This window comes from Pantoea sp. B65, from assembly GCF_047308185.1.
GTDB lineage: Bacteria > Pseudomonadota > Gammaproteobacteria > Enterobacterales > Enterobacteriaceae > Erwinia.
In genome coordinates this window covers 285,158-308,491 of record NZ_JAHXPU010000045.1, presented here as the reverse complement: position 1 = coordinate 308,491, position 23,334 = coordinate 285,158, and the positions used below count along the sequence as shown (strand labels likewise).

Genomic DNA, 23,334 nt, shown 5'->3' with positions numbered 1-23,334 from the left:
ATTCCCCTCAGGATAATTATTTTAGCGAGGCTTAACCTGGCACAGCGCCCGGGCGCCGGCCTGCAAGGTGGCCTCGTCTTTTGCGAACGAAAGACGGATCAATTTATTGTCGGTGCCATCGGTATAAAACGCCGACAGCGGAATGGTAGCCACACCGTGATCGACAATCAGACGTTTTACCATATCGCTATCTGATTCGTCACTGAAATGACCGTAACTGGCAAGCATAAAGAAGGATCCAGCCGACGGCAGTAGCCTGAATGGCGACGCCTGCAGCAACGTCGCCAGTAAATCACGTTTACGCTGATAGAAACTCCCCAGCGACAAATAATTTTGCGGCGAGCGCAGATAGTCGGCAAAAGCAACCTGCATCGGCGTATCGGCGGAGAACATCATAAACTGATGTACCTTCACCACCTCTTCCATTAACGCCGCCGGTGCCAGACAGTAACCGACGCGCCAGCCGGTAACGTGAAAAGTTTTACCGAATGACGACACAATCACGCTGCGCTGCGCCAGCTCCGGATGCGTCGCCATGCCCTGGTGCTGGCGACCGTCAAACAAAATATGTTCGTATACTTCATCGGAGAGCACCACGATATCGGTGTGACGCGTAATGGCCGCCAGCTGGGTCAAATCCTCAGCGCTTAATACCTGAGCGCTCGGGTTATGCGGCGTATTAATAATAATCATCCGGGTACGCGGGGTGATCGCCGCGCGCACTTCATCCCAGTTAATGGCGAACTCCGGCACCTGCAGTTTTAAGCCAATCGCCTTTGCGCCCTGCAAACGGACAATCGGGGCATAGCTGTCAAACGCCGGTTCAAAGAAGATCACTTCATCTCCGGCGTGTACCAGCCCGGCAATCGCCGAATAGAGCCCTTCACTGGCGCTGGCGGTGATCAGCACTTCGCTGCCCACCGCATATTGCTGACCGTAAAGGGTGGCGACTTTCTCCGCCAGCGCCTCTTTCAGCGCATAATGTCCGGTCATCGGCGCATACTGATTATGCCCCTGCTGCATCGCCAGGCTAACGGCGTTGACCAGCGCAGTATCACAGGGAAAGTTGGGTGCTCCCTGAGAGAGATTGATGGCATTATGTTCGGCGGAAAGCTGGCCAATTACGCTAAAGATGGTGGTACCGACATCAGGTAATTTTGAGCGCTGTTGCACCGTTGAGGTGATAGTCATGAACACTCCAGTATCAGGGACGACTGCATAACAAAGTAAAAAGTGCAGTTTTCTATTCAACGCGCTGTTGCTTGAGCCGACAAGGGAAATGTTGTCATAATAGCCATGCATAAAAATCATAGCTCAGGGGTTTACCATGACACGGCAATCGCTTCCATTAAATGCGATTCACGCTTTTATCGTCACCGCGCGCCATCTTAATCTTACCCATGCGGCGACGGAGTTATGTCTCACCCAGGGCGCCGTCAGTCGCAAAATTGCCGCGCTGGAGGCCTGGCTTAGTTTCCCGCTATTCGAACGCCATGCGCGCGGTCTGAAGCTGACGCCGCAGGGCGCCGCTCTGCTGCCGGAACTGAAGAGTGGTTTCGAACAAATGCTCAATGCCACAGGGAAAGCGCGGAAATCGAATACCTCGGTGCGCCTGAAAGCGCCCACCTGCGCGATGCGCTGGCTGCTGCCGAAGCTGATGGCGCTGGAACAGATGCGGCCGGAAATCCATGTGTCGCTGACCACCACCGTCGACCACAGTAACCAGCTGGATAATTTCGATGCGGCGATTGTGTATGGAGCGCCACTGGAAAAGGGCTGGCGTCTGTTTGATGAAGAGCTTACCCCGGTCATCTCCGGCAGCCTGCTGAAGCAGCAGACTATCGCGCCGCAGGATCTGACGCATTTTACCTTTCTGCATCCCACCGCCGACAGCGCCGACTGGCAGTTGTGGCTGCGGGCGCAGCAACTGGAGATTACCATGAAGCGAAATCAGCATTTCGCCACCATGGATCTGGCCATCAGTGCAGCAATTCAGGGATATGGGGTGACGGTAGCGGATGTGACGCTGATTCAGTCCGATCTGGCGACACAGCGACTGGTGGCGCCGTTCAGCAGCAGTGTGAAAACCGGCGCGGTCTACAGTTTGCTACAACGACCCGATAAAGATGCGCCACCGTTCCTGACGGAACTGGTGGCGTGGCTGTGTTTAGAAGGAAATCCATTCATCAGCGCTACCGCTGGCGGCTGAAGCGGCGGCGGGCTTTTTGCTACTGCCAGATTTAGCCGCTTTGACCGGGCTGACCGGCGCTACGCTATCGTTCTTTGACAGGCGGAATTTGGCAACGGAACTCTGCAGTTCTTCTGTCTGTCGTTCCAGCGCACTGGCGGCGGTGGAGACTTCTTCCACCAGCGAGGCGTTCTGCTGGGTCACACTGTCCATTTCAGAAATAGCGATGCCCACCTGGGCAATACCTTTGCTTTGCTCTTCCGATGCCGAAGCAATCTGCTTCATAATATCCGTGACATCGGTAACCGCTTTCAGGATTTCACTCATCGTGCTGCCGGCTTCATTAACCAGACGTGAACCATTGTCAACGCGCTGAACGGAATCGGCAATCAGCCCTTCAATCTCTTTCGCCGCCCCGGCGCTGCGCTGCGCCAGATTGCGCACTTCGCTGGCCACCACGGCGAAACCACGACCCTGCTCACCGGCACGCGCGGCTTCCACCGCGGCGTTCAGCGCCAGGATATTGGTCTGGAAAGCAATGCTGTTAATTACCGTAGTAATTTCGGCGATCTTCTGCGAACTGCCGGAAATACCCTGCATGGTGGTAATCACTTCGCCAACCAGCTTACCGCCCTTGCCAGCGGTAACCGTAGCGCTGTCAGCCAGTTCACTGGCCTGGCGGGCATTATCGGCGTTAAATTTCACCGTCGCCGTTAGCTGTTCCATGCTGGCAGCGGTTTCTTCCAGTGCCGCCGCCTGCTGTTCGGTACGTGAAGAGAGGTCGTTGTTGCCGGACGAGATTTCCGCAGCGCCGCGCCAGATATTATCGGTGCCGCCGCGAATCGCGCCCACCGCGTCCCGCAGGCTCTCCTGCATGGCGCTCAATAATGGCACCAGCTTGCCGACGCAGTTGCGCCCCATATCATGCACCGGCTGGCTCAGATCGCCTTCGGCAATCACGCGGAAATGTTCGCGAATAACACCGAGTGGCCGCACCAGCATCGTGACCAGATAGCGGTCGGTAAACAGCAGAATAAACAGACCGGCGATCACCGCGGCAACAATAATGATTTTGGTCATCTGGGTCAGATGATCAACCGTCACCCTTGTATCATCCAGCATCACCGCCGCCGCCAGATTGAATTTCTCCGCGCTGGCGCCAAATGCCCGACTTAACGGCGGAGTGACATTCCGTGACTGCAGACGGTAGGCATCGAGGGTTGCCTGCTGTGAACTTTGCATCTGCGGCACCACGCCCTGATTGAGCAGTTTTTGCCAGCTGTCGATCACATTGTTCACCACCTCAGCATCAATGGGTCCTGGCGCCAACTGTTTAAAGTCGCCTAGCAGCTTGCTCATATTATCCAGTGACTTTTGCACCGATTCCATATCCGCTGGCGCAACTGCCCCACCCGCCTGACGGGTTTCCATCACCCGCGACAGACGGGTCACAAAGCGAAAGTATTGATCGTTACCCTTACTCAGGATGGTCATCTGGTTAACGATATGACGATCGATTTCGTTACCTTTACCCAGAGCATTTAAAGAATAAACGCTGTAAAGACCGACACCAAGCCATAACAAACAGAACAGGCCAAGTATCCATAGCATCACTGCGCGTATGGTAAAATTTTTCAAAAGGTTCATAACTGCTCCAAATCGGTTGATCACCGGTTATATAGCCATGGCAATGCCAGGGTTCTTTATGGTTATCGGCAGTTACAGTCGAATAGCACAATCAATTATCACCATGATTATTGTTGTATAGAACGCAATGCATTGATAACGAATTCATCGTAAAAAATTGATAAGTAATACTATTTTTATAATTTATTGTATAAAAAAAACATCAGACTCCTTTATCAGTTCAAGGGAGTATGTGGAATTGCGTTGCAGATCACAGATGCGACGAAAGCCCATACACAACTATTGCAAGTAGAGGCGAACCAGGGAATGCAATCCATTATTTGCAGGGCATTCTGTGTTGTCCACATTGCCCGCCCATTTGCAGATAAAGCCGATGTACCGCGTAAATTACTGAACGATATAGTCAACTAAATTGAATTTGATATTGACCTTAAATTGACTACATTCAGAGAAACCCTTGCGGGATTAAGGAAGCAAATATGTTTAGTGCGATCAATAACGGTTTTTCACGCATGGTTGATCATCCCGATTTTGGCAAACTGCTGTTACGTCTGACCTTTGGCATTTTATTGCTGTTTCATGGCGAGGCTAAGGTACAACACGGTGTTGGCTGGATTGCTAATATGCTGGTTGCTAAGGGTTTTCCTGGTTTTATCGCTTACGGTGCCTGGATCGGGGAAATTGTTGCACCCATTATGGTGATTACCGGTCTGCTGACGCGCCCCGCGGCGTTTGTTATCGCGATTAATCTGCTGGTTGCAACCCTGCTGGTGAAAACGGGGGCTTTCTGGTCACGTACTGAGGTTGGTGCGTGGGCACTGGAAACAGAAGCTCTCTATTTCTTCGGCGGCGTGATTATCATGCTGCTCGGAGCCGGTAAGTACACGTTAATTCGTAATCCGCGCCTGCAGTAATAGTTGTTATTATAAAAGTGCCCGGGGCCAGTGAATCGCTTCACTGGCCCTTTTTACTGGCTACAATAAGCCGCAACGCTGCCTGCTGGCGCGCTCACGCTGCGCATAGAGTTCAATTTCATCATAAACCGTCGCCCCCAGCGCCTGCTCAAACTGCTCACGGCTGGCATGGCCCTGCGCGCGCGGCTGGTTCTCGCTGCCGAGATTTGACTGGAAAATCCCGGCGGCGCTGACGGGCAGAAAATCTTCATAGATAATTGGCTCGGCGGCGATCAGGCCGTCGGCAATTAACCTCTCGATATCACTGGCCGGAGTAATGGTGTGATCGGCGCCTTTGGCGGTGCGTCGGTACTCAAACCATGCCAGCTGCTGCTGCCGTAGCGTGGCTTCATCATCGGGGAATTCGGCAAATACCGCGGCAAGATGCTGCTGATGCTGCTGGTTATCACTGCCGCTACCGGCGAGAGTCAGCAACCGGTCATACAGTGCGCGTCCCTGGTGGGTTAACGCCACCCCGCGCTGTTCAATCTCGCCGAAACGCGCGCTATGGGTGCCCTGCTGACCGTCACGAAAACGCACCGGTTCATCGAGTGCCTTAAAGCTGGTCTGGCGTAACAGGATCGCCACCTTGCGCTGCGGTGGCCCCTCAATAATCGCTTTCGGCGTGATCCCGTGCTGCGGCATTAGCGCCTGTACCCGGTCAATGTCCAGCGTACGCGGCGTCAGGTGGTTGATATGGCAGCCCGGAAAGCAGACCACATCAGCAATCAGGCGATGCTGCTGACTGAGAGCCTGCCAGGTGGCGCGATCGACAGTAGTTTGCTGATGCCAGCGGAAGGTTTCCAGCGCTTCGCTGACAAACGCCTGCGCCTGCGGCGAAGTAAAGCCCCCCTGTTGCTGATGCAGCGCCACCAGCTGGCGACAGCCTGGCGTAAAGATATCGCGCGCGGCAAGAATTTCGCTGGCCTGCTGCCGTAGCGCCAGATCATCAATTAATTCCAGACGCAGTAACGAGGTAAACAGACGGAACGGATTACGACGCAACGCCCGATCGTCAATCGGCCGGAATGCGGTAGAGTGCACCGGCACGCTCGCCTGCGACAAATCGTAATAGCCGACCGGATACATCCCCATAATGGCAAACAGCTGTCGCAACATATTCAGCTCGGCAGCGGTACCGACGCGTATCGCACCATGACGCTCAACGCTTATCCGCTCCAGCTCATCCGCCTGCGTCAGGCGCTGAGCCAGTTGCGGATCCTGTTCTAATACCTGCTGATTAACTTCCGCCACCAGTCGCAGCAAAGTGCCATATTGCGGTACTTCCTGCTGATACATCGCCGACATGGCCTGTGAAAAATGTTCGCGAATGCTGTCTGTGCTGACCCAGCGATTGTCCATTGTCATCTCCCGGCAGAAAAGGAATTTGCTGCAAATGTAGAGGATTAACGGCGCAGTGGGGAAAATTGTGCGGAATTTGTGATCGGGCGCGAGAAAGCATTAACGGACGCCGGAGCGCGCCCGCTAATGCCGCGCTCAGAGCGGACGCTGATAGCCGAAAGCGCTTTTCACCAGCAGCATGATCGAGGTCAGCAATGCCGGGATCGCCAGCAGCAGAAATACCTGACTGAAGCTCCAGCCCAGCGACATCATTTCAGCGCCGACAAACGCACTGAGGATCGCCCCGATACGGCCGACGCCGTGCATCCAGCTGGATCCGGTGGCGCGGGCATGGGTAGGATAGTAGCTGGCGGAAAGCGCATTCATCCCGGTATTGGCGCCATTAAGGCAAAAACCGCTACAGAAGGCGATGCCGCTAAGGATTAGAGTATCGGCGGGCGCCAGGCCAATCGCCACGGTAGCAATGCCGCCGCAGCAATAGATCAGCGCCAGCGCCAGGTTGGCGTTAAACCGATCCATCAGCCAGCCGGCAAACAACGAACCGACTGTCCCGCCCGCCTGGTACATGGCAGTGATCAGCGCCGCTTGCGTCACTGTCATGCCGATATCCCTGATCAGCGACGGTAACCAGCTGCCGATCAGATAGACCAGGAACAGCCCCATAAAATAACTGCCCCACAGCATCAGACTGCCGGTGCGATAGTTACGCGACAGAACGGTGCGCACCGCCCCTTCGCACTGGCGCGCCGCCGCCATCTGGAAATGCACGTCAGCGACCGAGGTGTCCGGCAGCATTTTCTCGATAATCGCACGGATCTGGGCCGCCGGCGCGCCGCGGATCAGCAGAAAACGTACTGACTCCGGCAAAAACTTTACCAGCAGCGGCACAATCAGCAAGGGTAGCGTACCGCCCATCAGCAGCACCGAGTGCCAGCCGAAGCACGGGATCAGCCAGGAGGCGGCAAAACCGCCGGTCGCGGCGCCAAAAGTGAAGCCGCAAAATACCACGGTGATAATAAACGAGCGTTTGCGCTCGGGAGAGAACTCCGCCACCAGCGTACCGACGTTCGGCATCGCCGCCCCTAACCCTAAGCCGGTAAAAAAACGGAACAGCATCATCTGTTCCAGGTTTTGCGACAGCGCGGTGGCCAGGGTCCACAGACCGAAGAGAAAGACGCTGGTGATAATGATCGCCCGGCGACCAAAGCGGTCCGCTACCGGTCCGGCAAATAACGCGCCCAGCGCCAGACCGATTAGCGCCGCGCTAATCACCATCCCGAGCTGATGATTGCTGATGCCCCAGGCAACCTTCAGCGCCGGGGCGATAAACCCCATCAGCGCGATATCCAGCCCATCCAGTGCGACGACAATAAAGCAGAGCAGGATAATACGTTTTTGATAACCGCTCAGTGAAGCTGAGTTAATAAGCTGGCGAACGTCAATCGCCTGACTGGTGCTCAAGGTGTAACTCCCCGGTACGCCGAAACCGCCTTCGTTGACGTCCGCAACATCATTCGTCAGGTTTCATAGAAAAAGTGTGCGCTATCATAGCGGATCGCAAGCCAGCTGGCCTGCGAAAATCCGCTTGAAAACCAATTATTCGCCTAAACCTTGTTCCAGCCACAGTAATGAACGATAGCCATCGGCCGCCGTGCTGTGCAGTGGCGAACTCACCAGCTGTTCATTGAAGATTTCCAGTGACCACGGCCCCTGATAACCCTGCCGTTGCAACTGGCGGGCAAAATGCCGCAGATCGAAATCCCCCTGACCCGGGAAGCAGCGATAGTGCCGGCTCCAGGTCAGGGGATCAAGATTAAGCCGCGGCGCATCGGCAAACTGCACAAAAGTGATCTTTTCAGCGGGCACCTGCGTTAAAGCATCCAGCGAGTCGCCACAGGACAGAATATGAAAACTGTCCAGCACAATACCGAGGTTGGGATGATTAACGTCACTGACGCGCTGCCACGCCTGCTGCCAGCGATTCACATGCCGGCCCCACGCCAGCGCTTCGTAGCCGACTTCAACCTGAAAGGTCGCGGCCAGTTCAGCCAGCGCATGCAGATCATCAATCTGCCGCTGACGCTCGCCGCTGCAGCGCTCACTGACGTTACTGCATAACAATAACTTGTCGCAGCCCAGCTGTTGCATTAGCTCAAATTGCTGGCGCGCGCGCGCCAGCTGGTCGCCGCTTTCACCTTCAAAATTCCGCAACGGTTGCAGTAAGGCAACGCTTAAGCCGCGTGCTTCGACCCCGGCACGCAACGCGCTGGCAGATGCGGGATAAGCGAATAAATCATCCTCAAACAGTTCGATACTGTCGAAACCAGCGGCAGCAATGGCATCAAGTTTCTGATCCAATGTGCCGCTAATGGAAATTGTGGCGATACAACGTTGCATCCGGTTTTCTCCCTGGGTTAACAAATAAGCGCACGCGTCCGTGCGGGAGCCACGGTACTCGTTGTCTGCCCCTATTTATCCACTCTCCGGTTGCCGACGTCAAATTGCCTGTGTGTCGTAACAACTTCATAAAAGGTGTTTTTTTGTGCAGGCTGGGGGAATGTTAAATAAAATTTGCAATAAGGTTAACAGAATCCACTTATCGCGCTTGCTTCAGATCTTCAGTCCTAACTAACCTGTGACATGGATAAAAATTACGTTTTTAATCAGCGCATTCGCCTGCGCCATTTACATACCTTTGTCGCCGTAGCTCAGCAAGGAACGCTGGGACGGGCGGCAGAGACGCTCAGCCTTAGCCAACCGGCGTTGTCAAAAACGCTGAATGAGCTCGAGGAACTGGCGGGTACCCGTCTGTTTGAGCGGGGCCGGCTCGGCGCTCAGCTGACCACCATGGGCGAGCAGTTTCTCACCCATGCGGTAAAAGTACTGGATGCGCTTAACCATGCCGGGCAGTCGTTCAGCAGCGCCATTGCCGATCAGCCGGTGGTATTGCGTCTCGGCGCGCTGACCACCGTCGCGATGGGCATGCTGCCGTCGATTCTCGACCGTTTTCATCAGTTGCAACCGCAGGCAACCGTGCAGGTCGCCACACTGCATAATAACGTGCTGATCGCCGGGCTGAAGGCTGGCGAGTTTGATATCGGTATTGGCCGCATGGCCGATGCCGATATGATGGCCGGATTGACTTACGAACTATTGTTTGTCGAATCGTTACGCCTGGTCGTCCGTCCCACCCACCCGCTACTTGGTGACAACGTCACGTTATCCAAAGCGCTGCAGTGGCCGGTGGTGATTTCGCCGGAAGGGACTGCGCCGCGCCGCATCGCGCAGGCAATGATGGATGAACAGGGCTGTACGCTGCCCGCCAACTGTATTGAAACCTCGTCAACCTCGCTGGCCCGCCAGCTGGCACAGCGCTATAACTATGTATGGTTTGTGCCGTCCGGCGCGATTAAAGAAGATTTACTGCATAAGTCGCTGGTCGCGCTGCCGGTGGCATCCCACGGACCGGGAGAGCCGGTAGGGATAATGACCCGCTCCGGCAGCCAGCACTGTCTGAGTGCCGAAATCCTGCTGGCCACTATCCGCAAATGCCATTCCGGCTAATAAACACTATTGCAGTGGCTGCGGCAGTTTCAGCAGCCACAATTCACTGGCCGCTTCTTGCGCCGAAAGCGGTTTTAAACCCAGGCGGCCATCTGCCTGTTTATCCGCCGTCAGGCCAAAATCATTATCATTGGTGATCGCCAGCGTCCGGCTATCCACCAGCGCCAGCCCTTCCGCCTTCTCCTGCTGCCAGCCGAGCTGACGCAGATCGGCAACCAGCGTTTTACTGGCCAGCGTTATCCCGCGCTCGTGGAGTTGCTGCGCGGAATCAAACTCTGCCGGTTGCTGGTCGAAATGCGTTAAATCACTCGCCTGACTCAGATCGACCAGCCAGATTTTATTCTGAGGCTGTTTCTCCCGGTCAGTACCCTGTTCAATCACCAGCAGACGCTGGTTATCAAAGGCGACAATATCGCCAATTTTGGCGTCTTTGGCTTTTTTATAACTAGCAATATCAATCGGATAGCCGTACATCGCGCTGTTGCCGGTTGCCGGGTCATAGCTCACCAGACGGGTAAACTGCGCGCTATTTTTACTTTTGCCGTCAATATCCAGCGTACTTTGCACCGCCGCAATAATCCGGCCATCCGGCATGCGGGTGATGCCTTCGAAACCGCGGTTAGGCTGACGCCATTTTATGATCGCTGGCAGGCCGCTGGCGACACTCTTTTCCGCGGCGGCGGGCGTTGGCCCTTTCTTATCGAGAATATTCCCCCGGTCATCCACATGGACGATAAAAGGCCCATATTCGTCACACAGCCAGAAACCGCCGTTGCCATCCGGCGTAATGCCTTCCGTATCCAGTCCGCGCCGGTCATAACGCAGGCGCGCCAGCGTATCGCTTAACGGGATTTCACCGCTGGCGCCAAGGAAATTATCCGGTAACGGTAAGCCGCTGATCGGCAGCCCCTGCTCCTGCAATGGCCGCGCATCGCTGGCCTGCGCGTCGTGGTCACTGACCGTCAGGGTCACCAGTTGCGGGGTAAATTCCGGCGCGGCGAAAATTTTCGCCTCACGTCCATCGGTTTCCGGCGCATCCGCATTCGGCCCACGATCGGTAAGCGTGGCAAATATCAGCTTGCCATTTTCACGTTTCAGAAAGCTTAGTCCGGAACCCACCCCCAGCGGAAACCCCTGCGGAAAGGCGGCACGAAAGGCGCCCTGATAAGGCACGCGGTCATGCTGGGGGAAAGTGACAATGTAACGTTCAGTTTTAATCCCGTCCGCCAGTGAAGGGATGCTAAAGGCGAATAATAGCGATGCCAGCAATGTTAAACGCATGATATCTCTCAGTGAGTGGAACCTGCGCCTCAGCATAAGCGACAATAGCGACAGAATTGTGACACGGGTTAGCGGCTGTGTTTGGCATGCCTTTCGCGGTTCTCGCTGCGCGCCTGTTCGCTCTTGCGCAGCCCGACATACAATGCGCCGCTGCCGCCATGATAAGGCTGTGCCACGCAAAACGTCTGCACATCATCAAATTGCTGTAACCAGCGGGCCAGATAGCTGCGCACGATATTGGCATGCGAACGGTCATCACGCCCTTTGCCATGAATAATCAGCAGATTGCGCAGATTATCTTTGCGCGCCTGTAGCATAAAACTGAACAGCGACCGGCGGCAGACGGCCACTGGCTGACGCAGCAGATTCAGACTGGCATCGGGTTGATACTTACCGTGACGCAGCTTATCGAGCACCCCCTGCTGAATGCCTTCGCCTTTATACTCCAGCGGTTGCAGCAGCGGAATCACCTCAATAAAGCCGTCGATCAGAAAATTGTCCTCGGAATCCAGCTGCTGCTGCTGCGGAACTTTACTCTGCGGGGTTTTTAACCAGTGAATATTGGCGCAATCTTTTAATGGCGTGACATCTTCCATGGCGTCTTTAAACAGATCGTTTTCGTCAAGGTTCATCGTCACTCCTTAAGCCGCGATATGCATGAGTTACTGTACGGCAAAAGCAAAAATAGTCGTTTTGCCTGGCGGCGACAAGCCTTTCTTACCATAAAAAAAGCCACCCGCAGGTGGCCTGATGGTACGGGTAATCTTTAGCGGCGCCGGGATCCAAGATTTACCGAGGCGGACCAGTTAAAATCATTCACTTCACTGGCGGCAAGATTTTTTGCCCGTGGTTTACGCGGCACTTTCACCGGCGTGGCCTTCTCTTTCGCCAGCCGGGCTTTCATCACCAGCCGCTTGGCTTCTTTGGTAAATTCTTTCAGCTGCTTATCGCCAGGGGTGGTGCCTGATTTGGTGATTAACGCTTTTACTTGCTGATCGATAAGGATTTTCTCATTATCGGTAAAGGCATCTATCGATATTTCCTTGTCATTTTTCATTATGCGGCTCCGCCAGAGGTCACTTTTACAGGTATGGCGCGGGTCCATACGGTTAATGCCGATCGAAATCACGCCAAAACTGGCGCAGACTGGAAAATCTTAGCACTGCCGCTAACATAACCCCGATGCTGTTGCGTTGCTATGACTTCCCGCGACATTTAATCGCATTAATGGGATCGGCAGCGCGGTCTGTGTTGCCAGGAAAGGCGCAACATGTTTTTTTCCTCAACAGGAATGGATAACCGCCCGACAATCATGATGACATTACTGGAAGATAGAATCAGTACGCCGCTGGGACAGTTGATTATCGTCAGCGATGAACAGCAAAACCTGCGTGCTGTTGAATGGGAAGAGTTTGGCGCACGGATGAATCGCTTACTGAATATTCATTATGGCGCGCAGGGTTACCGCCTGCGTCAGCTGGATAACGCGGGTGGCCTGAGCGCGCAGCTAACGCGCTATTTTGAGGGTGATTTATCGGTGATCACCCAGCTCGCGGTCGCCACCAACGGCACTGAATTTCAGCGCTCGGTATGGAATATGCTGCGCACCATCCCCTGCGGCAGCGTGCTGCGCTACGGTGAAATGGCTGCGATGCTGGGCCGAGCCGGTGCCGCACGTGCGGTGGGCGCCGCCAATGGCTCTAACCCGATTAGCGTGGTGGTGCCCTGCCATCGGGTGATCGGCGCCAACGGCACCCTGACCGGCTATGCCGGGGGGGTGTCGCGTAAACAGTGGCTGTTGCAGCACGAAGGTTACCGGCCGGGTTAATCGTTATCCGGCCAGTACTGCCCGGGCGCTGGCTTCATCGGTCACCAGTCCGTTGATCCAGCCACCTTTCAGCGCCGCCGCAATCGCGCGATGTTTTTCTTTGCCGCCGCAAAAAGCAATGATATTACACGCAGAGTGCGGCGTCAGCGGCACGCTGGTCAGACGCTGGTCCAGCTCGCAGCTGACGCGCTCACCATCCTCACCGATAAAATGCCCGAGCATTTCCGCCACCACATGTTGCGCCTGTAGTGTCGCCACCTGCTCGCCGGTGATAAAACCATCCGCATGCAGCGGACAGTCGGTGTCTATATGACCAATACCGATAAACATCACGTCAGCCTGCGCCGCTTTTTCCGTGACCGTGCGATAGATACGGTGATTGCACCACAGCGTGCGGTCCTCGGCGCTATCGGCAAACAGCGGCGCGGGTAAAATAAAATAGCGCCCCTGGGTTTTTTCCGCCATCCACAGCGGCACATCATAGCGGGTACAAGATCCGTCGGTAGCGATAGCGCCAATCAGCGAGACGCAACTGTGCTGCGGACGATCGAACTCCGGCAACTCATCAATGGTGGCCCGCAGCATACGTCCGGAACCGACAGCGATAATCTGCGGCTCGCTCCGTTTCAGGGTTTGCGCCATCACTTCCGCTCCGGCCACCGCCACCATCTGGTAAATACCGCGGTTATCCACGCCGTCTGACGGCACGACCTGGCAAACGCTGAGGTTAAAACGGGCTTTAAGTTGCTCTGCCAGCGACATGCACTGCGCCACCGGATGGGTAATATTAACGCTGACCAGCCCCTGCTCCGCCGCCAGCGCCACCAGTCGTTGCGCCACCTGGCGCGATACCCCGAGTTTTTCCGCAATATCCTGCTGCGTCTCGCCGGCGACGTAATACATCCATGCGGCGCGTGCCGCCAGGTCCAGCTTCTTATCGTGCTTACTCATGACGCTATCCGTCCTCTTTGTTCATCGTTCCAGCATACTCTGAATATTTGCCCTAACTCTGGGCAATTGTCATATTTTGTGATCTGACACGCAGACACATCCGCCGAATTTGCCCAGTCTAACGGCAACTTCAGGCATAAGCTCGATTAAAGGGCATTTGCTCATTCTTTTATGAAAAAGACAGGAGAGAGAGATGACACACACAAGCGCAAATATCTGGATGCATATTGGTGCCGGTTCCTTCCATCGTGCCCATCAGGCCTGGTATCTGCATCGTCTGTTGCAACAAGGCGATGATCGCTGGCATATCGCCCTTGGCAATATTCGTGATGATGCTTCCGCGCTGCTGAACAGCCTTGCCGCGCAACAGGGTGAATATACGCTGGAAACCGTAACGCCGGAAGGCGTACGCAACTACGAAAAAATCACCTCAATCAAAAAGATACTGCCATGGGATGCCGGGCTCAGCGCATTAATCGCCCAGGGCAGTGACCCGGCCACCAAAGTGATCGCCTTTACCGTTACCGAAGGCGGCTACTATCTGGATCCCGACCATCAGCTCGATCCACGGCATCCCGATATTCAGGCGGATATTAACGGCGAAGCGCGTACCCTGTATGGCGCGCTGACACGGATTCTGCTGGCGCGCATGGCGGCGCACGGCAATCCGCTGACGCTGCTTAACTGCGATAACCTGCGCCACAACGGCGAACGCTTCCGCCACGGTTTTCTTACCTTTCTGCGCCTGCGCGGCGAAACCAGCCTGCTGGCATGGGTAACCGGGCATACCACCTCGCCAAATACCATGGTGGATCGCATTACGCCACGCCCGACCGCCGATATCGCCGCGCGCGTGCTGGCAGCCACCGGTTTTCGCGACGCGGTGCCGGTGATGGGCGAAGCCTTTATCCAGTGGGTGATTGAGGATGATTTTATTGCCGGGCGTCCGGCGCTGGAGAAGGTCGGCGTTGAGCTGGTGACATCCGTGCTGCCGTGGGAAGAGGCGAAAATCCGCATTCTTAACGCCAGCCATAGCTGTATTGCCTGGGCGGGCACCTTAATCGGTCAGTCTTTTATTCATCAGAGTACCCAAACCCGGGCCATCAAAGAGATGGCATGGGAGTACGTCACCCAGGATGTGATCCCGTCACTCACCCCAAGTCCGCTCGATCTCGAAGCCTATCGCGATGTGGTTCTGGCGCGCTTTGCTAATCCGTGGATTCAGGATACCAATCAGCGCGTCGCCGCCGATGGCCTGTCTAAAATCCCCGGTTTCATTACCCCGACGCTGGTAGAGAGCTATCAGCGCGGCGATGTACCGCGTGCCACAGCGGTGTTGCCGGCGCTGTTTTATCTGTTTTTACAGCGCTGGCATCACGGCGAGCTGCCTTACAGCTATCAGGATGGCGCGCTCGATGAAGTGGCGCTGCACCGCCTGCTGGCATCCGACCGGCCGCTGGCGGCATTCGCCGCGGATCCGGCGTTATTCGGGCCACTGGCAGAGGATGCCCGCTTTGCCGAACTGCTGCAAAGCACCGTCACCACGCTGCAGCAATGGGCGGCGCAGCCACAGCCGGTCAGCGAATAAGGGGCGAATCATGTATCTCGGAATCGATGCAGGCACCTCGGAAATTAAAGGGCTGGTGATCGACAGCAACGGCGAAATACTCGCCAGCGCCGGCGCACCACTAACGGTACAACGCCCCCATCCGCACTGGTCAGAACAGGACCCGGCGCAATGGTGGCAGGCAACAGAGCAGGTGATCAGCCAGCTGCGGCAAAAAATCGGCGCCAGCTGGCCGGAGATTCAGGCTATCGGTCTTTCCGGCCAGATGCATGGCGCGGTGCTGATCGGACAGCAGGATGAAGTGCTGCGTCCCTGTATCTTATGGAACGACACGCGCAGCGCCGCCGAGTGTGAGCAGCTGACCACCGCCGCCGCGGATTTACACGCGATTGCCGGCAATCTGGCGATGCCCGGTTTTACCGCGCCAAAGCTGTTATGGCTGGCGCGTCACGAACCGGCAATTTTCAGCCAAATCGCCACGGTACTGCTGCCGAAGGACTATTTGCGCTGGATGATGAGCGGAGAAAAAATCAGTGATATGTCCGATGCCGCCGGCACCCTGTGGCTGGATGTGGCGCAACGCCAGTGGTCGGAAAGCCTGCTGGCGGCCTGCGGCCTGACGACGGAGCAGATGCCGCGGCTGGTGGAAGGATCTCAACCGGCGGGCAAATTAAAAGCCGATATTGCCCGCCAGTGGGGATTAAGCGACGAGGTGGTGATTGCCGGCGGCGGCGGCGATAATGCCGCCAGTGCCGTCGGTATTGGCGCAATTAATCCCGGGGATGCTTTTATTTCGCTTGGCACCTCCGGGGTATTGTTTGCGGTCAATGACGGCTTTCGTCCCAATCCCCAGTCGGCGGTGCACGCCTTCTGTCACGCGTTGCCACAGCGCTGGCACCAGATGAGTGTGATGCTTTCCGCCGCCAGTGCGCTGCGCTGGTTGTGTGAGCTGCTCAGCTGCAGCGAAACCACCCTGCTGGCTGACGTGTCGGCGCTCAGTCGCGCGGAGCAACTGCGCGCCCCGCTGTTTCTGCCTTATCTTTCCGGTGAACGGACACCGCATAACGACCCGCAAGCCAGCGGCGCTTTCCATGGCTTAACCCATGCCAGCCATCGCGCCTCGCTGGCGTATGCGGTGCTGGAAGGCGTCAGCTTCGGTATGGCGGATGGCTTAAAAGTACTGAACGACGCCGGAACCGAACTGAATAGCTGTTCGCTGATTGGCGGCGGCGCCCGCAGCCCATGGTGGGCGCAACTGATGGCTGACGTGCTTAATCTGCCGATTATTACCCATCGTGGCGGCGAAGCCGGCGGCGCACTGGGCGCCGCACGGCTCGGCTGGCTGGCGGTGGGCGGTGATGAGCAACAGGTCTGCCAAAAACCACCACAGCTGGAGCGCTATCTGCCTGATGCCACCCGCCATCAACAATTACAGCCGCGTCTGCAGCAGTTCCGTCAGCTCTACCAACAGCAGCGCGCGCTGCGCCAGTAGTCACTCTCTGCCGGTCGCCCGCGCGACCGGCCCACTGATAGTCAGAGGATAATGTTATGCAAGCAGATAAAAGCCTCTTTGGGCTGCCGAAATCGCTATTCTGGGGCTACGTCGCTATTGCGGTGTTTATGAGCGGCGACGGTTTCGAAATGGCATTTCTTTCCAAACATATTACTGATTTAGGCTTCTCGCCGTCACAGTCGGCGCTGGTGTTTACCATGTATGGCGCGGCGGCGGCGCTGGCGGCATGGAGCTCCGGCGTGGTGGCGGAAATTATCACCCCGCAGCGCGCGATGCGCATCGGCTTTATGCTCTGGGTGGTGATGCATGTGCTGTTTATGACCCTGGGACTGGGCATGCGCAACTATCCGCTGATGCTGCTGTTCTATGGTATCCGCGGTCTGGCTTATCCGCTGTTTATCTATTCATTTGTGATGCTGGTGGTGCAAACGGTACCTAAGCATCAGCTCTCATCAGCAATGGGCTGGTTCTGGGCGATGTATTCCATCGGTATTGGTTGTATCGGCAGCTATCTGCCAAGTTTCACCATCCCGTTTATTGGCGAAACCGGAACGCTGTGGTTTGCCATTGCCTGGGTCGTGGCTGGCGGCCTGATGGCGATGATTTTGCTGCGTAATGTCGGCACTCCCAGCGAAAAAGCGCAGCTGAGCACCCGCGAAAAAGTGACCGAGTTATCGCGCGCGGTGACCATTCTTTTCACTAACCGCAATATTTTTCTCGCCTGTTTGATTCGTATCATTAATACTCTGTCGCTGTTTGGTTTTGCCGTCATCATGCCGTTGTTGTTTGTCGGGCGTCTCGGCTTTAGCATGTCGGAGTGGCTGCAGATTTGGGCGGTATTCTTCTTTGTGACCATCTTCACCAATGTGATGTGGGGCATTCTCGGTGAATATATCGGCTGGATCCGTCAGGTTCGCTGGTTCGGCTGTCTGGGCTGCGCCATCTCCAGTCTGGCGTTCTACTATCTGCCAGTGACTTTTGGTCATAACTACTGGGTGGCGATGATCCCGGCGGTAATGCTGGGAATTACAGTGGCGGCGTTTGTCCCGATGACCGCGGTATTCCCGGTACTGGAACCCAAACACAAAGGGGCGGCGATTTCGATTTATAATCTGTCAGCGGGTCTGAGTAACTTTCTCGCCCCGGCCATCGCCTCACTGGTATTACCATTTTTTGATGTAAAAGGGGTAGTCTGGACTTACACCGCACTCTATCTGGTCGCCGGTGTTTTGACCCTGATGATAAAAGTGGAACAACCGGCGCGCATCGCTAATAAAACCGAAAATAGCGGTTACGCATCTCCGGTTGCAGTAGATAATAAGTCCTGAAAGCAAATAAACCGCTAATTTCCAACGGGATGCCTGGAGTACAGGGCATCCCTGACCTTTCTGTGCCTAAAACTGCTCAGACGAGTTTCTTTCTGTGATAGAAAAATGTTAAAATTGACCGCAGTCAATTATCGTCAGAGCGTATATATTATGATCCCTGAAAAACGTGTTATTCGTCGCATTCAATCTGGCGGTTGTGCGATCCACTGTCAGGATTGCAGCATCAGCCAGCTTTGCATTCCGTTTACTCTCAATGAACACGAACTGGATCAGTTAGATAATATTATTGAGCGCAAGAAACCGATTCAGAAAGGCCAGACGCTTTTTAAAGCCGGCGATGAGCTCAAATCCCTGTATGCCATTCGTTCCGGCACCATCAAGAGTTACACCATCACTGAACAAGGCGATGAGCAGATTACCGGCTTCCATCTGGCGGGTGATTTGGTCGGCTTTGATGCGATCAGTAGCGCCCACCATCCGAGCTTTGCTCAGGCGCTGGAAACGGCGATGGTGTGTGAAATCCCGTTTGAAACGCTTGACGATCTCTCCGGTAAAATGCCCAGCCTGCGCCAGCAGATGATGCGCCTGATGAGCGGCGAAATCAAAGGCGATCAGGATATGATCCTGTTGCTGTCGAAGAAAAATGCCGAAGAACGCCTTGCGGCCTTTATCTGGAACCTTTCACGCCGTTTCGGCCAGCGCGGTTTCTCACAGCGCGAGTTCCGTCTGACCATGACGCGTGGCGATATTGGTAATTATCTTGGCTTAACCGTCGAAACCATTAGCCGTTTGCTGGGCCGTTTCCAGAAGAGCGGAATGCTGGCGGTTAAAGGTAAATATATTACTATCGAAAATCATGAAATTCTCGCTGAACTGGCGGGCCATAGCCACTAATTGGGCTGACTCTGTGCCGGGTCAATATTTGTTATTTTATTGATCCGGCAACAACTTTTTTGCTTCCTTCCCCGACCGCTATTGGGCTATCTTTATCACTGACACCTCGTCGTGTATGGAGAACCCAGTATGGTTAAGTATCAAAACATTCTTGTGGCGATCGATCCTCAACAGGATGACCAGCCTGCGCTACGTCGGGCTGTATACCTCAATCAGCGCATCGGCGGCAAGATCAAAGCCTTTCTGCCTATTTACGATTTCTCCTACGAAATGACCACCCTGCTGTCGCCTGATGAGCGCACTAATATGCGCAAAGGCGTGATCAGCCAACGCACCGAGTGGATTCGCGAACAGGCCCATGCTTATTTAGAAGCTGGCGTCGATATTGAAATCAAAGTGGTGTGGCATAACCGTCCGTTTGAGGCGATTATCCAGGAGGTCCTGAGCGGTAAACACGATCTGGTGTTGAAAATGGCGCATCAGCACGATCGTCTGGAAGCGGTTATTTTCACCCCCACCGACTGGCATCTGTTACGCAAATGTCCTTGCCCGGTGTGGATGGTAAAAGACCAACCCTGGCCGGAAGGCGGTAAAGCACTGGTGGCGGTGAATCTGGCCAGTGAGGAACCACACCACGATTTACTGAATCAGAAACTGATTAAAGAGACGGTTGAACTGGCCGGGATGGTCAACCATACCGAAGTGCATCTGGTCGGCGCCTATCCGATTACCCCGATCAATATCGCCATTGAGCTTCCCGATTTTGACCCCAGCATTTACAACGACGCTATCCGCGGCCAGCACCTGGTGGCAATGAAAGCGTTGCGGCAGAAATTTTCCATGGATGAGAAGTTTACCCATGTGGCTAAAGGACTCCCGGAGGAAGTGATCCCTGAACTGGCGGAACAACTGGATGCCGGTATTGTGGTGCTTGGCACCATCGGACGTACCGGGATTTCCGCAGCGTTTCTCGGTAATACCGCAGAGCAGGTCATCGATCACCTGCGCTGCGACCTGCTGGTGATTAAGCCGGATGGATTTACCACTCAGGTCGAAATGGATGATGATGAGGATGATTGATTTGCCCGCGCGGGTTTAACCGCGCTGGCGGAACAACAGTCTGTTACTCAGGGGCGGCGATTCAGCCGCCCCTGTTTATTACAACGCTTTCAGAATCGCTTCGACACTGGCTTTGGCATCGCCGAATAACATCTGGGTGTTCTCTTTAAAGAACAGCGGGTTTTGCACCCCGGCATAACCGGTATTCATCGAACGCTTAAATACCACCACGTTTTGCGCTTTCCACACTTCCAGCACCGGCATACCGGCGATTGGACTGCGTGGATCTTCCTGTGCCGCCGGGTTAACCGTATCGTTGGCGCCAATAACCAGCACGGTATCGGTATCAGCGAAATCTTCGTTGATTTCATCCATCTCCAGCACCACGTCATACGGCACGCGTGCTTCGGCCAGCAATACGTTCATATGGCCCGGCAAACGTCCGGCAACCGGATGAATGCCAAAGCGCACCTTGATGCCACGCGCGCGCAGTTTCTCAGTGATTTCCGCCACCGGATACTGTGCCTGCGCCACCGCCATACCGTAGCCTGGGGTGATAATCACCGATGAAGAGGCTTTCAGCATTTCCGCCGTCTCTTCCGCGTTGATTTCACGATGTTCACCCACCTCATCGCTTTCACCGGTTGAACTGCTGTCGGTACCAAAGCCGCCGGCAATGACGCTGATAAACGAGCGGTTCATCGCCTTACACATAATGTAAGAGAGGATCGCGCCCGACGAACCTACCAGTGCGCCAGTCACGATCAGCAGGTCGTTGTTCAGCATAAAGCCCGCCGCCGCTGCCGCCCAACCGGAGTAAGAGTTGAGCATCGATACGACCACCGGCATATCGGCACCGCCGATAGACGCCACCAGATGCCAGCCAAACGCCAGCGCAATCACCGTCATCACCAGCAGTGCAAACGACTGTACCCCTGCGCTGTCAGAACGCACAAACACCAGCAGCAGCACAAATGAGACCACCAGCGCCAGCAGGTTCAGTTTATGGCGGTGCGGCAGCATCAGCGGACGCGAGGAGATCTTGCCGCGCAGTTTGCCGAACGCCACGATGGAACCGGTAAAGGTCACGGCACCGATAAAGATACCGAGGAACACTTCGGTAAGATGGATATTCTCCATCACCGGCAGCAGGCCCGGTGCATGATCGAGATAGCTGTTAAAACCGACCAGTACCGCCGCCAGACCGACAAAGCTGTGCAGCACCGCCACCAGCTCTGGCATTTCGGTCATTTCGACTTTTCTGGCCAGACGAATACCAATCGCCCCACCGATCACCATCGCCAGCAGGATCCAGGCAATATGGCCGGTCTCCGGTCCGAAGATGGTCGCGATGAGCGCAATCGCCATCCCGCTGATGCCAAAAATATTACCCTGCTTAGAGGTCTCATGTTTTGAGAGCCCGGCAAGGCTGCAAATAAACAGAATTGCGGCAACAATGTATGCTGCAGTCACTAATCCGCCAGACATATTGTTAGCCCTTAGTTCTTACGGAACATTTTCAGCATGCGCTGAGTGACGGTGAACCCACCGAAGATATTGATGCTGGCAATCAGCACCGCCACGAATGCAAGGAAGGTCACCCAGCCGCCATGCCCAATCTGCAGAACCGCGCCGACCACGATAATCCCGGATATGGCGTTGGTTACTGACATCAGCGGGGTATGCAGCGCATGGCTGACATTCCATACCACGTAGTAACCGACCACGCAGGAGAGCGCAAACACGGTAAAGTGTGACAGGAATTCCGCCGGAGCCACATTCGCCAGGCAGGCAAACAGAACAATCGCCAGTGCAATCAGCAGATATTTACGCAGCGGCGAAACCGGTTTCGCCGGCTCTTTCGCTACGGCTTTCACCTCCGCGCTGGCGGCTTTCGGTGCGGCAGAGACCTGAATTGGCGGCGCTGGCCAGGTTACTTCGCCATCACGGATCACCGTAACGCCACGTACCACCACGTCCTCAAAATCGATAACGATTTCACCGTTTTTCTCTTTGCACAGCAACTTCAGCAGGTTAACCAGGTTGGTGCCATACAGCTGTGAAGACTGGGTTGGCAGACGGCTTGGCAGATCGGTATAACCGATAATTTTCACGCCATTTTCCGTGGTGGTCACCTGGTCCGCCACCGTCAGGTCGCAGTTACCCCCGGTCTGCGCCGCCAGATCGACAATCACGCTACCGGGTTTCATTGCCGCAACCATTTCACTGGTGATCAGTTTTGGCGCCGGACGCCCCGGGATCAGCGCGGTGGTAACGATAATATCCACTTCTTTCGCCTGCGCGGCGAACAGTGCCATCTCCGCCTTAATAAAGGCTTCCGACATCACTTTGGCATAACCGTCGCCGCTACCGGCTTCCTCTTCGAAATCCAGTTCGAGGAACTCGGCGCCCATACTCTGCACCTGCTCCTTGACCTCAGGGCGGGTATCGAAAGCACGGACGATAGCCCCGAGGCTGCCAGCGGCGCCAATAGCCGCCAGACCGGCGACACCGGCGCCAATCACCATCACTTTCGCCGGCGGCACTTTACCTGCGGCGGTAATCTGCCCGGTAAAGAAACGACCAAACTCATGAGCGGCCTCAACAATCGCGCGGTAACCGGCGATATTGGCCATTGAGCTGAGCGCATCCAGCGATTGCGCACGTGAAATACGCGGTACCGCATCCATCGACATAACGGTGACGTTGCGCGCCGCCAGTTTCTCCAGCAGCGCCGGGTTCTGCGCTGGCCAGATAAAGCTGACTAAGGTACTCCCTTCACGGGTCAGTGCGATCTCTGCGTCGTCAGGCGCATTGACCTTCAGAACGATATCGGATTGCCAGACACTAACGCTATCAGTGATACTCGCGCCGGCCTCAATAAACGCCGCGTCATCAAAGCTGGCCAGCTTACCTGCGCCGCTTTCGACTGCCACAGTAAAGCCGAGTTTTAACAGCTGTTCGACGGTTTTTGGCGTCGCAGCGACTCGCGCTTCATTGGGCAACCGCTCTTTCGGTACTCCAATTAACATAGTATTCCCTTTCATCGGTTATCCCCTCAGTCACCCATATCGCCGCGATGGTGTGTCAGGCGCAGCAATAGCGACCTCGGATAGAGATGGATGGTTTGGATTAACTTGCTGCAGCCGTTATGACCGTAGCTTACGTGTTTCAAACTGTTTATAACCTACTGAAAATA

At 55.3% G+C, this 23,334-nt stretch carries 20 protein-coding genes; 9 read left to right on the top strand and 11 right to left on the bottom strand.

The window, feature by feature from the left end:
* Window positions 1-21 precede the first annotated feature (21 nt).
* The gene (locus tag JWF83_RS25505; protein ID WP_413653297.1) at window positions 22-1,191 is read right to left on the bottom strand and encodes a methionine aminotransferase; all 1,170 of its coding nucleotides are present in this window, start codon (window positions 1,189-1,191) and stop codon (window positions 22-24) included.
* A 136-nt stretch (window positions 1,192-1,327) separates the two neighbouring features.
* On the opposite strand from JWF83_RS25505, the gene JWF83_RS25500 reads away from it, so the two are divergent.
* Window positions 1,328-2,209, top strand: coding sequence for a LysR substrate-binding domain-containing protein (locus tag JWF83_RS25500; protein WP_413653296.1), 882 nt, complete (start codon window positions 1,328-1,330; stop codon window positions 2,207-2,209).
* Here the strand turns inward: JWF83_RS25500 and JWF83_RS25495 are convergent.
* A complete protein-coding gene (locus JWF83_RS25495; RefSeq protein ID WP_413653295.1) occupies window positions 2,168-3,835 on the bottom strand; it encodes a methyl-accepting chemotaxis protein in 1,668 nt (555 codons plus the stop codon). The two genes, JWF83_RS25500 and JWF83_RS25495, sit on opposite strands and share 42 nt — an antisense overlap.
* A gap of 479 nt (window positions 3,836-4,314) precedes the next feature.
* Here JWF83_RS25495 and JWF83_RS25490 point away from each other — a divergent pair, with 479 nt between their 5' ends.
* The gene (locus tag JWF83_RS25490; RefSeq protein ID WP_413653293.1) at window positions 4,315-4,749 is read left to right on the top strand and encodes a DoxX family protein; all 435 of its coding nucleotides are present in this window, start codon (window positions 4,315-4,317) and stop codon (window positions 4,747-4,749) included.
* A gap of 60 nt (window positions 4,750-4,809) precedes the next feature.
* On the opposite strand, the gene JWF83_RS25485 is transcribed toward JWF83_RS25490, so the two are convergent.
* From JWF83_RS25485 to JWF83_RS25475, 3 genes are all read right to left on the bottom strand, one after another.
* Window positions 4,810-6,150: a VOC family protein gene (locus JWF83_RS25485; protein ID WP_413653292.1), complete on the bottom strand. Its 1,341-nt coding sequence runs from the start codon at window positions 6,148-6,150 to the stop codon at window positions 4,810-4,812.
* A 135-nt stretch (window positions 6,151-6,285) separates the two neighbouring features.
* Complete coding sequence (locus JWF83_RS25480; protein WP_413653291.1) at window positions 6,286-7,611, bottom strand: MFS transporter; 1,326 nt, start codon at window positions 7,609-7,611, stop codon at window positions 6,286-6,288.
* 135 nt (window positions 7,612-7,746) lie between these two features.
* Entirely contained in the window at window positions 7,747-8,547 is an 801-nt protein-coding gene (locus tag JWF83_RS25475) for a sugar phosphate isomerase/epimerase family protein (protein WP_413653290.1), read from the bottom strand.
* 243 nt (window positions 8,548-8,790) lie between these two features.
* Between JWF83_RS25475 and JWF83_RS25470 the strand changes: the two genes are divergently transcribed.
* Window positions 8,791-9,714 carry a LysR substrate-binding domain-containing protein gene (locus JWF83_RS25470; protein ID WP_413653289.1) on the top strand — a complete coding sequence of 308 codons (924 nt, stop codon included), beginning with the start codon at window positions 8,791-8,793 and terminating at the stop codon, window positions 9,712-9,714.
* A gap of 6 nt (window positions 9,715-9,720) precedes the next feature.
* Here JWF83_RS25470 and JWF83_RS25465 read toward each other — a convergent pair whose 3' ends face one another.
* The 3 genes from JWF83_RS25465 to JWF83_RS25455 form a co-directional block, all read right to left on the bottom strand.
* A complete protein-coding gene (locus tag JWF83_RS25465; protein ID WP_413653288.1) occupies window positions 9,721-10,995 on the bottom strand; it encodes an esterase-like activity of phytase family protein in 1,275 nt (424 codons plus the stop codon).
* Between the two features lie 68 nt (window positions 10,996-11,063).
* Window positions 11,064-11,627 (bottom strand): DNA endonuclease SmrA, encoded by a 564-nt coding sequence (gene smrA / locus JWF83_RS25460; protein WP_413653287.1) that lies wholly within the window; start codon window positions 11,625-11,627, stop codon window positions 11,064-11,066.
* A gap of 134 nt (window positions 11,628-11,761) precedes the next feature.
* Window positions 11,762-12,052, bottom strand: a complete 291-nt coding sequence (locus JWF83_RS25455) for a hypothetical protein (RefSeq protein WP_413653286.1) — start codon at window positions 12,050-12,052, stop codon at window positions 11,762-11,764.
* Between the two features lie 255 nt (window positions 12,053-12,307).
* Here JWF83_RS25455 and ogt point away from each other — a divergent pair, with 255 nt between their 5' ends.
* Complete coding sequence (gene ogt, locus JWF83_RS25450; RefSeq protein ID WP_413653542.1) at window positions 12,308-12,823, top strand: methylated-DNA--[protein]-cysteine S-methyltransferase; 516 nt, start codon at window positions 12,308-12,310, stop codon at window positions 12,821-12,823.
* A 3-nt stretch (window positions 12,824-12,826) separates the two neighbouring features.
* Here ogt and JWF83_RS25445 read toward each other — a convergent pair whose 3' ends face one another.
* Window positions 12,827-13,774, bottom strand: coding sequence for a sugar-binding transcriptional regulator (locus tag JWF83_RS25445; protein ID WP_413653285.1), 948 nt, complete (start codon window positions 13,772-13,774; stop codon window positions 12,827-12,829).
* Between the two features lie 193 nt (window positions 13,775-13,967).
* Here JWF83_RS25445 and dalD point away from each other — a divergent pair, with 193 nt between their 5' ends.
* The 5 genes from dalD (at window position 13,968) to uspE (ending at window position 20,156) form a co-directional block, all read left to right on the top strand.
* On the top strand, window positions 13,968-15,362 hold the full coding sequence (gene dalD, locus JWF83_RS25440) for a D-arabinitol 4-dehydrogenase (RefSeq protein ID WP_413653284.1): 1,395 nt from the start codon (window positions 13,968-13,970) through the stop codon (window positions 15,360-15,362).
* A gap of 10 nt (window positions 15,363-15,372) precedes the next feature.
* The gene (gene xylB / locus JWF83_RS25435; protein ID WP_413653282.1) at window positions 15,373-16,833 is read left to right on the top strand and encodes a xylulokinase; all 1,461 of its coding nucleotides are present in this window, start codon (window positions 15,373-15,375) and stop codon (window positions 16,831-16,833) included.
* Between the two features lie 56 nt (window positions 16,834-16,889).
* Entirely contained in the window at window positions 16,890-18,182 is a 1,293-nt protein-coding gene (locus tag JWF83_RS25430) for an MFS transporter (RefSeq protein WP_413653281.1), read from the top strand.
* 150 nt (window positions 18,183-18,332) lie between these two features.
* Window positions 18,333-19,076 carry a fumarate/nitrate reduction transcriptional regulator Fnr gene (gene fnr / locus JWF83_RS25425; protein ID WP_413653541.1) on the top strand — a complete coding sequence of 248 codons (744 nt, stop codon included), beginning with the start codon at window positions 18,333-18,335 and terminating at the stop codon, window positions 19,074-19,076.
* A gap of 129 nt (window positions 19,077-19,205) precedes the next feature.
* Window positions 19,206-20,156, top strand: a complete 951-nt coding sequence (gene uspE, locus JWF83_RS25420) for a universal stress protein UspE (RefSeq protein WP_413653280.1) — start codon at window positions 19,206-19,208, stop codon at window positions 20,154-20,156.
* A gap of 78 nt (window positions 20,157-20,234) precedes the next feature.
* Here uspE and pntB read toward each other — a convergent pair whose 3' ends face one another.
* Entirely contained in the window at window positions 20,235-21,623 is a 1,389-nt protein-coding gene (gene pntB / locus JWF83_RS25415) for a Re/Si-specific NAD(P)(+) transhydrogenase subunit beta (RefSeq protein ID WP_413653279.1), read from the bottom strand.
* 11 nt (window positions 21,624-21,634) lie between these two features.
* Entirely contained in the window at window positions 21,635-23,167 is a 1,533-nt protein-coding gene (pntA, locus tag JWF83_RS25410) for a Re/Si-specific NAD(P)(+) transhydrogenase subunit alpha (RefSeq protein WP_413653278.1), read from the bottom strand.
* Window positions 23,168-23,334 lie beyond the last annotated feature (167 nt).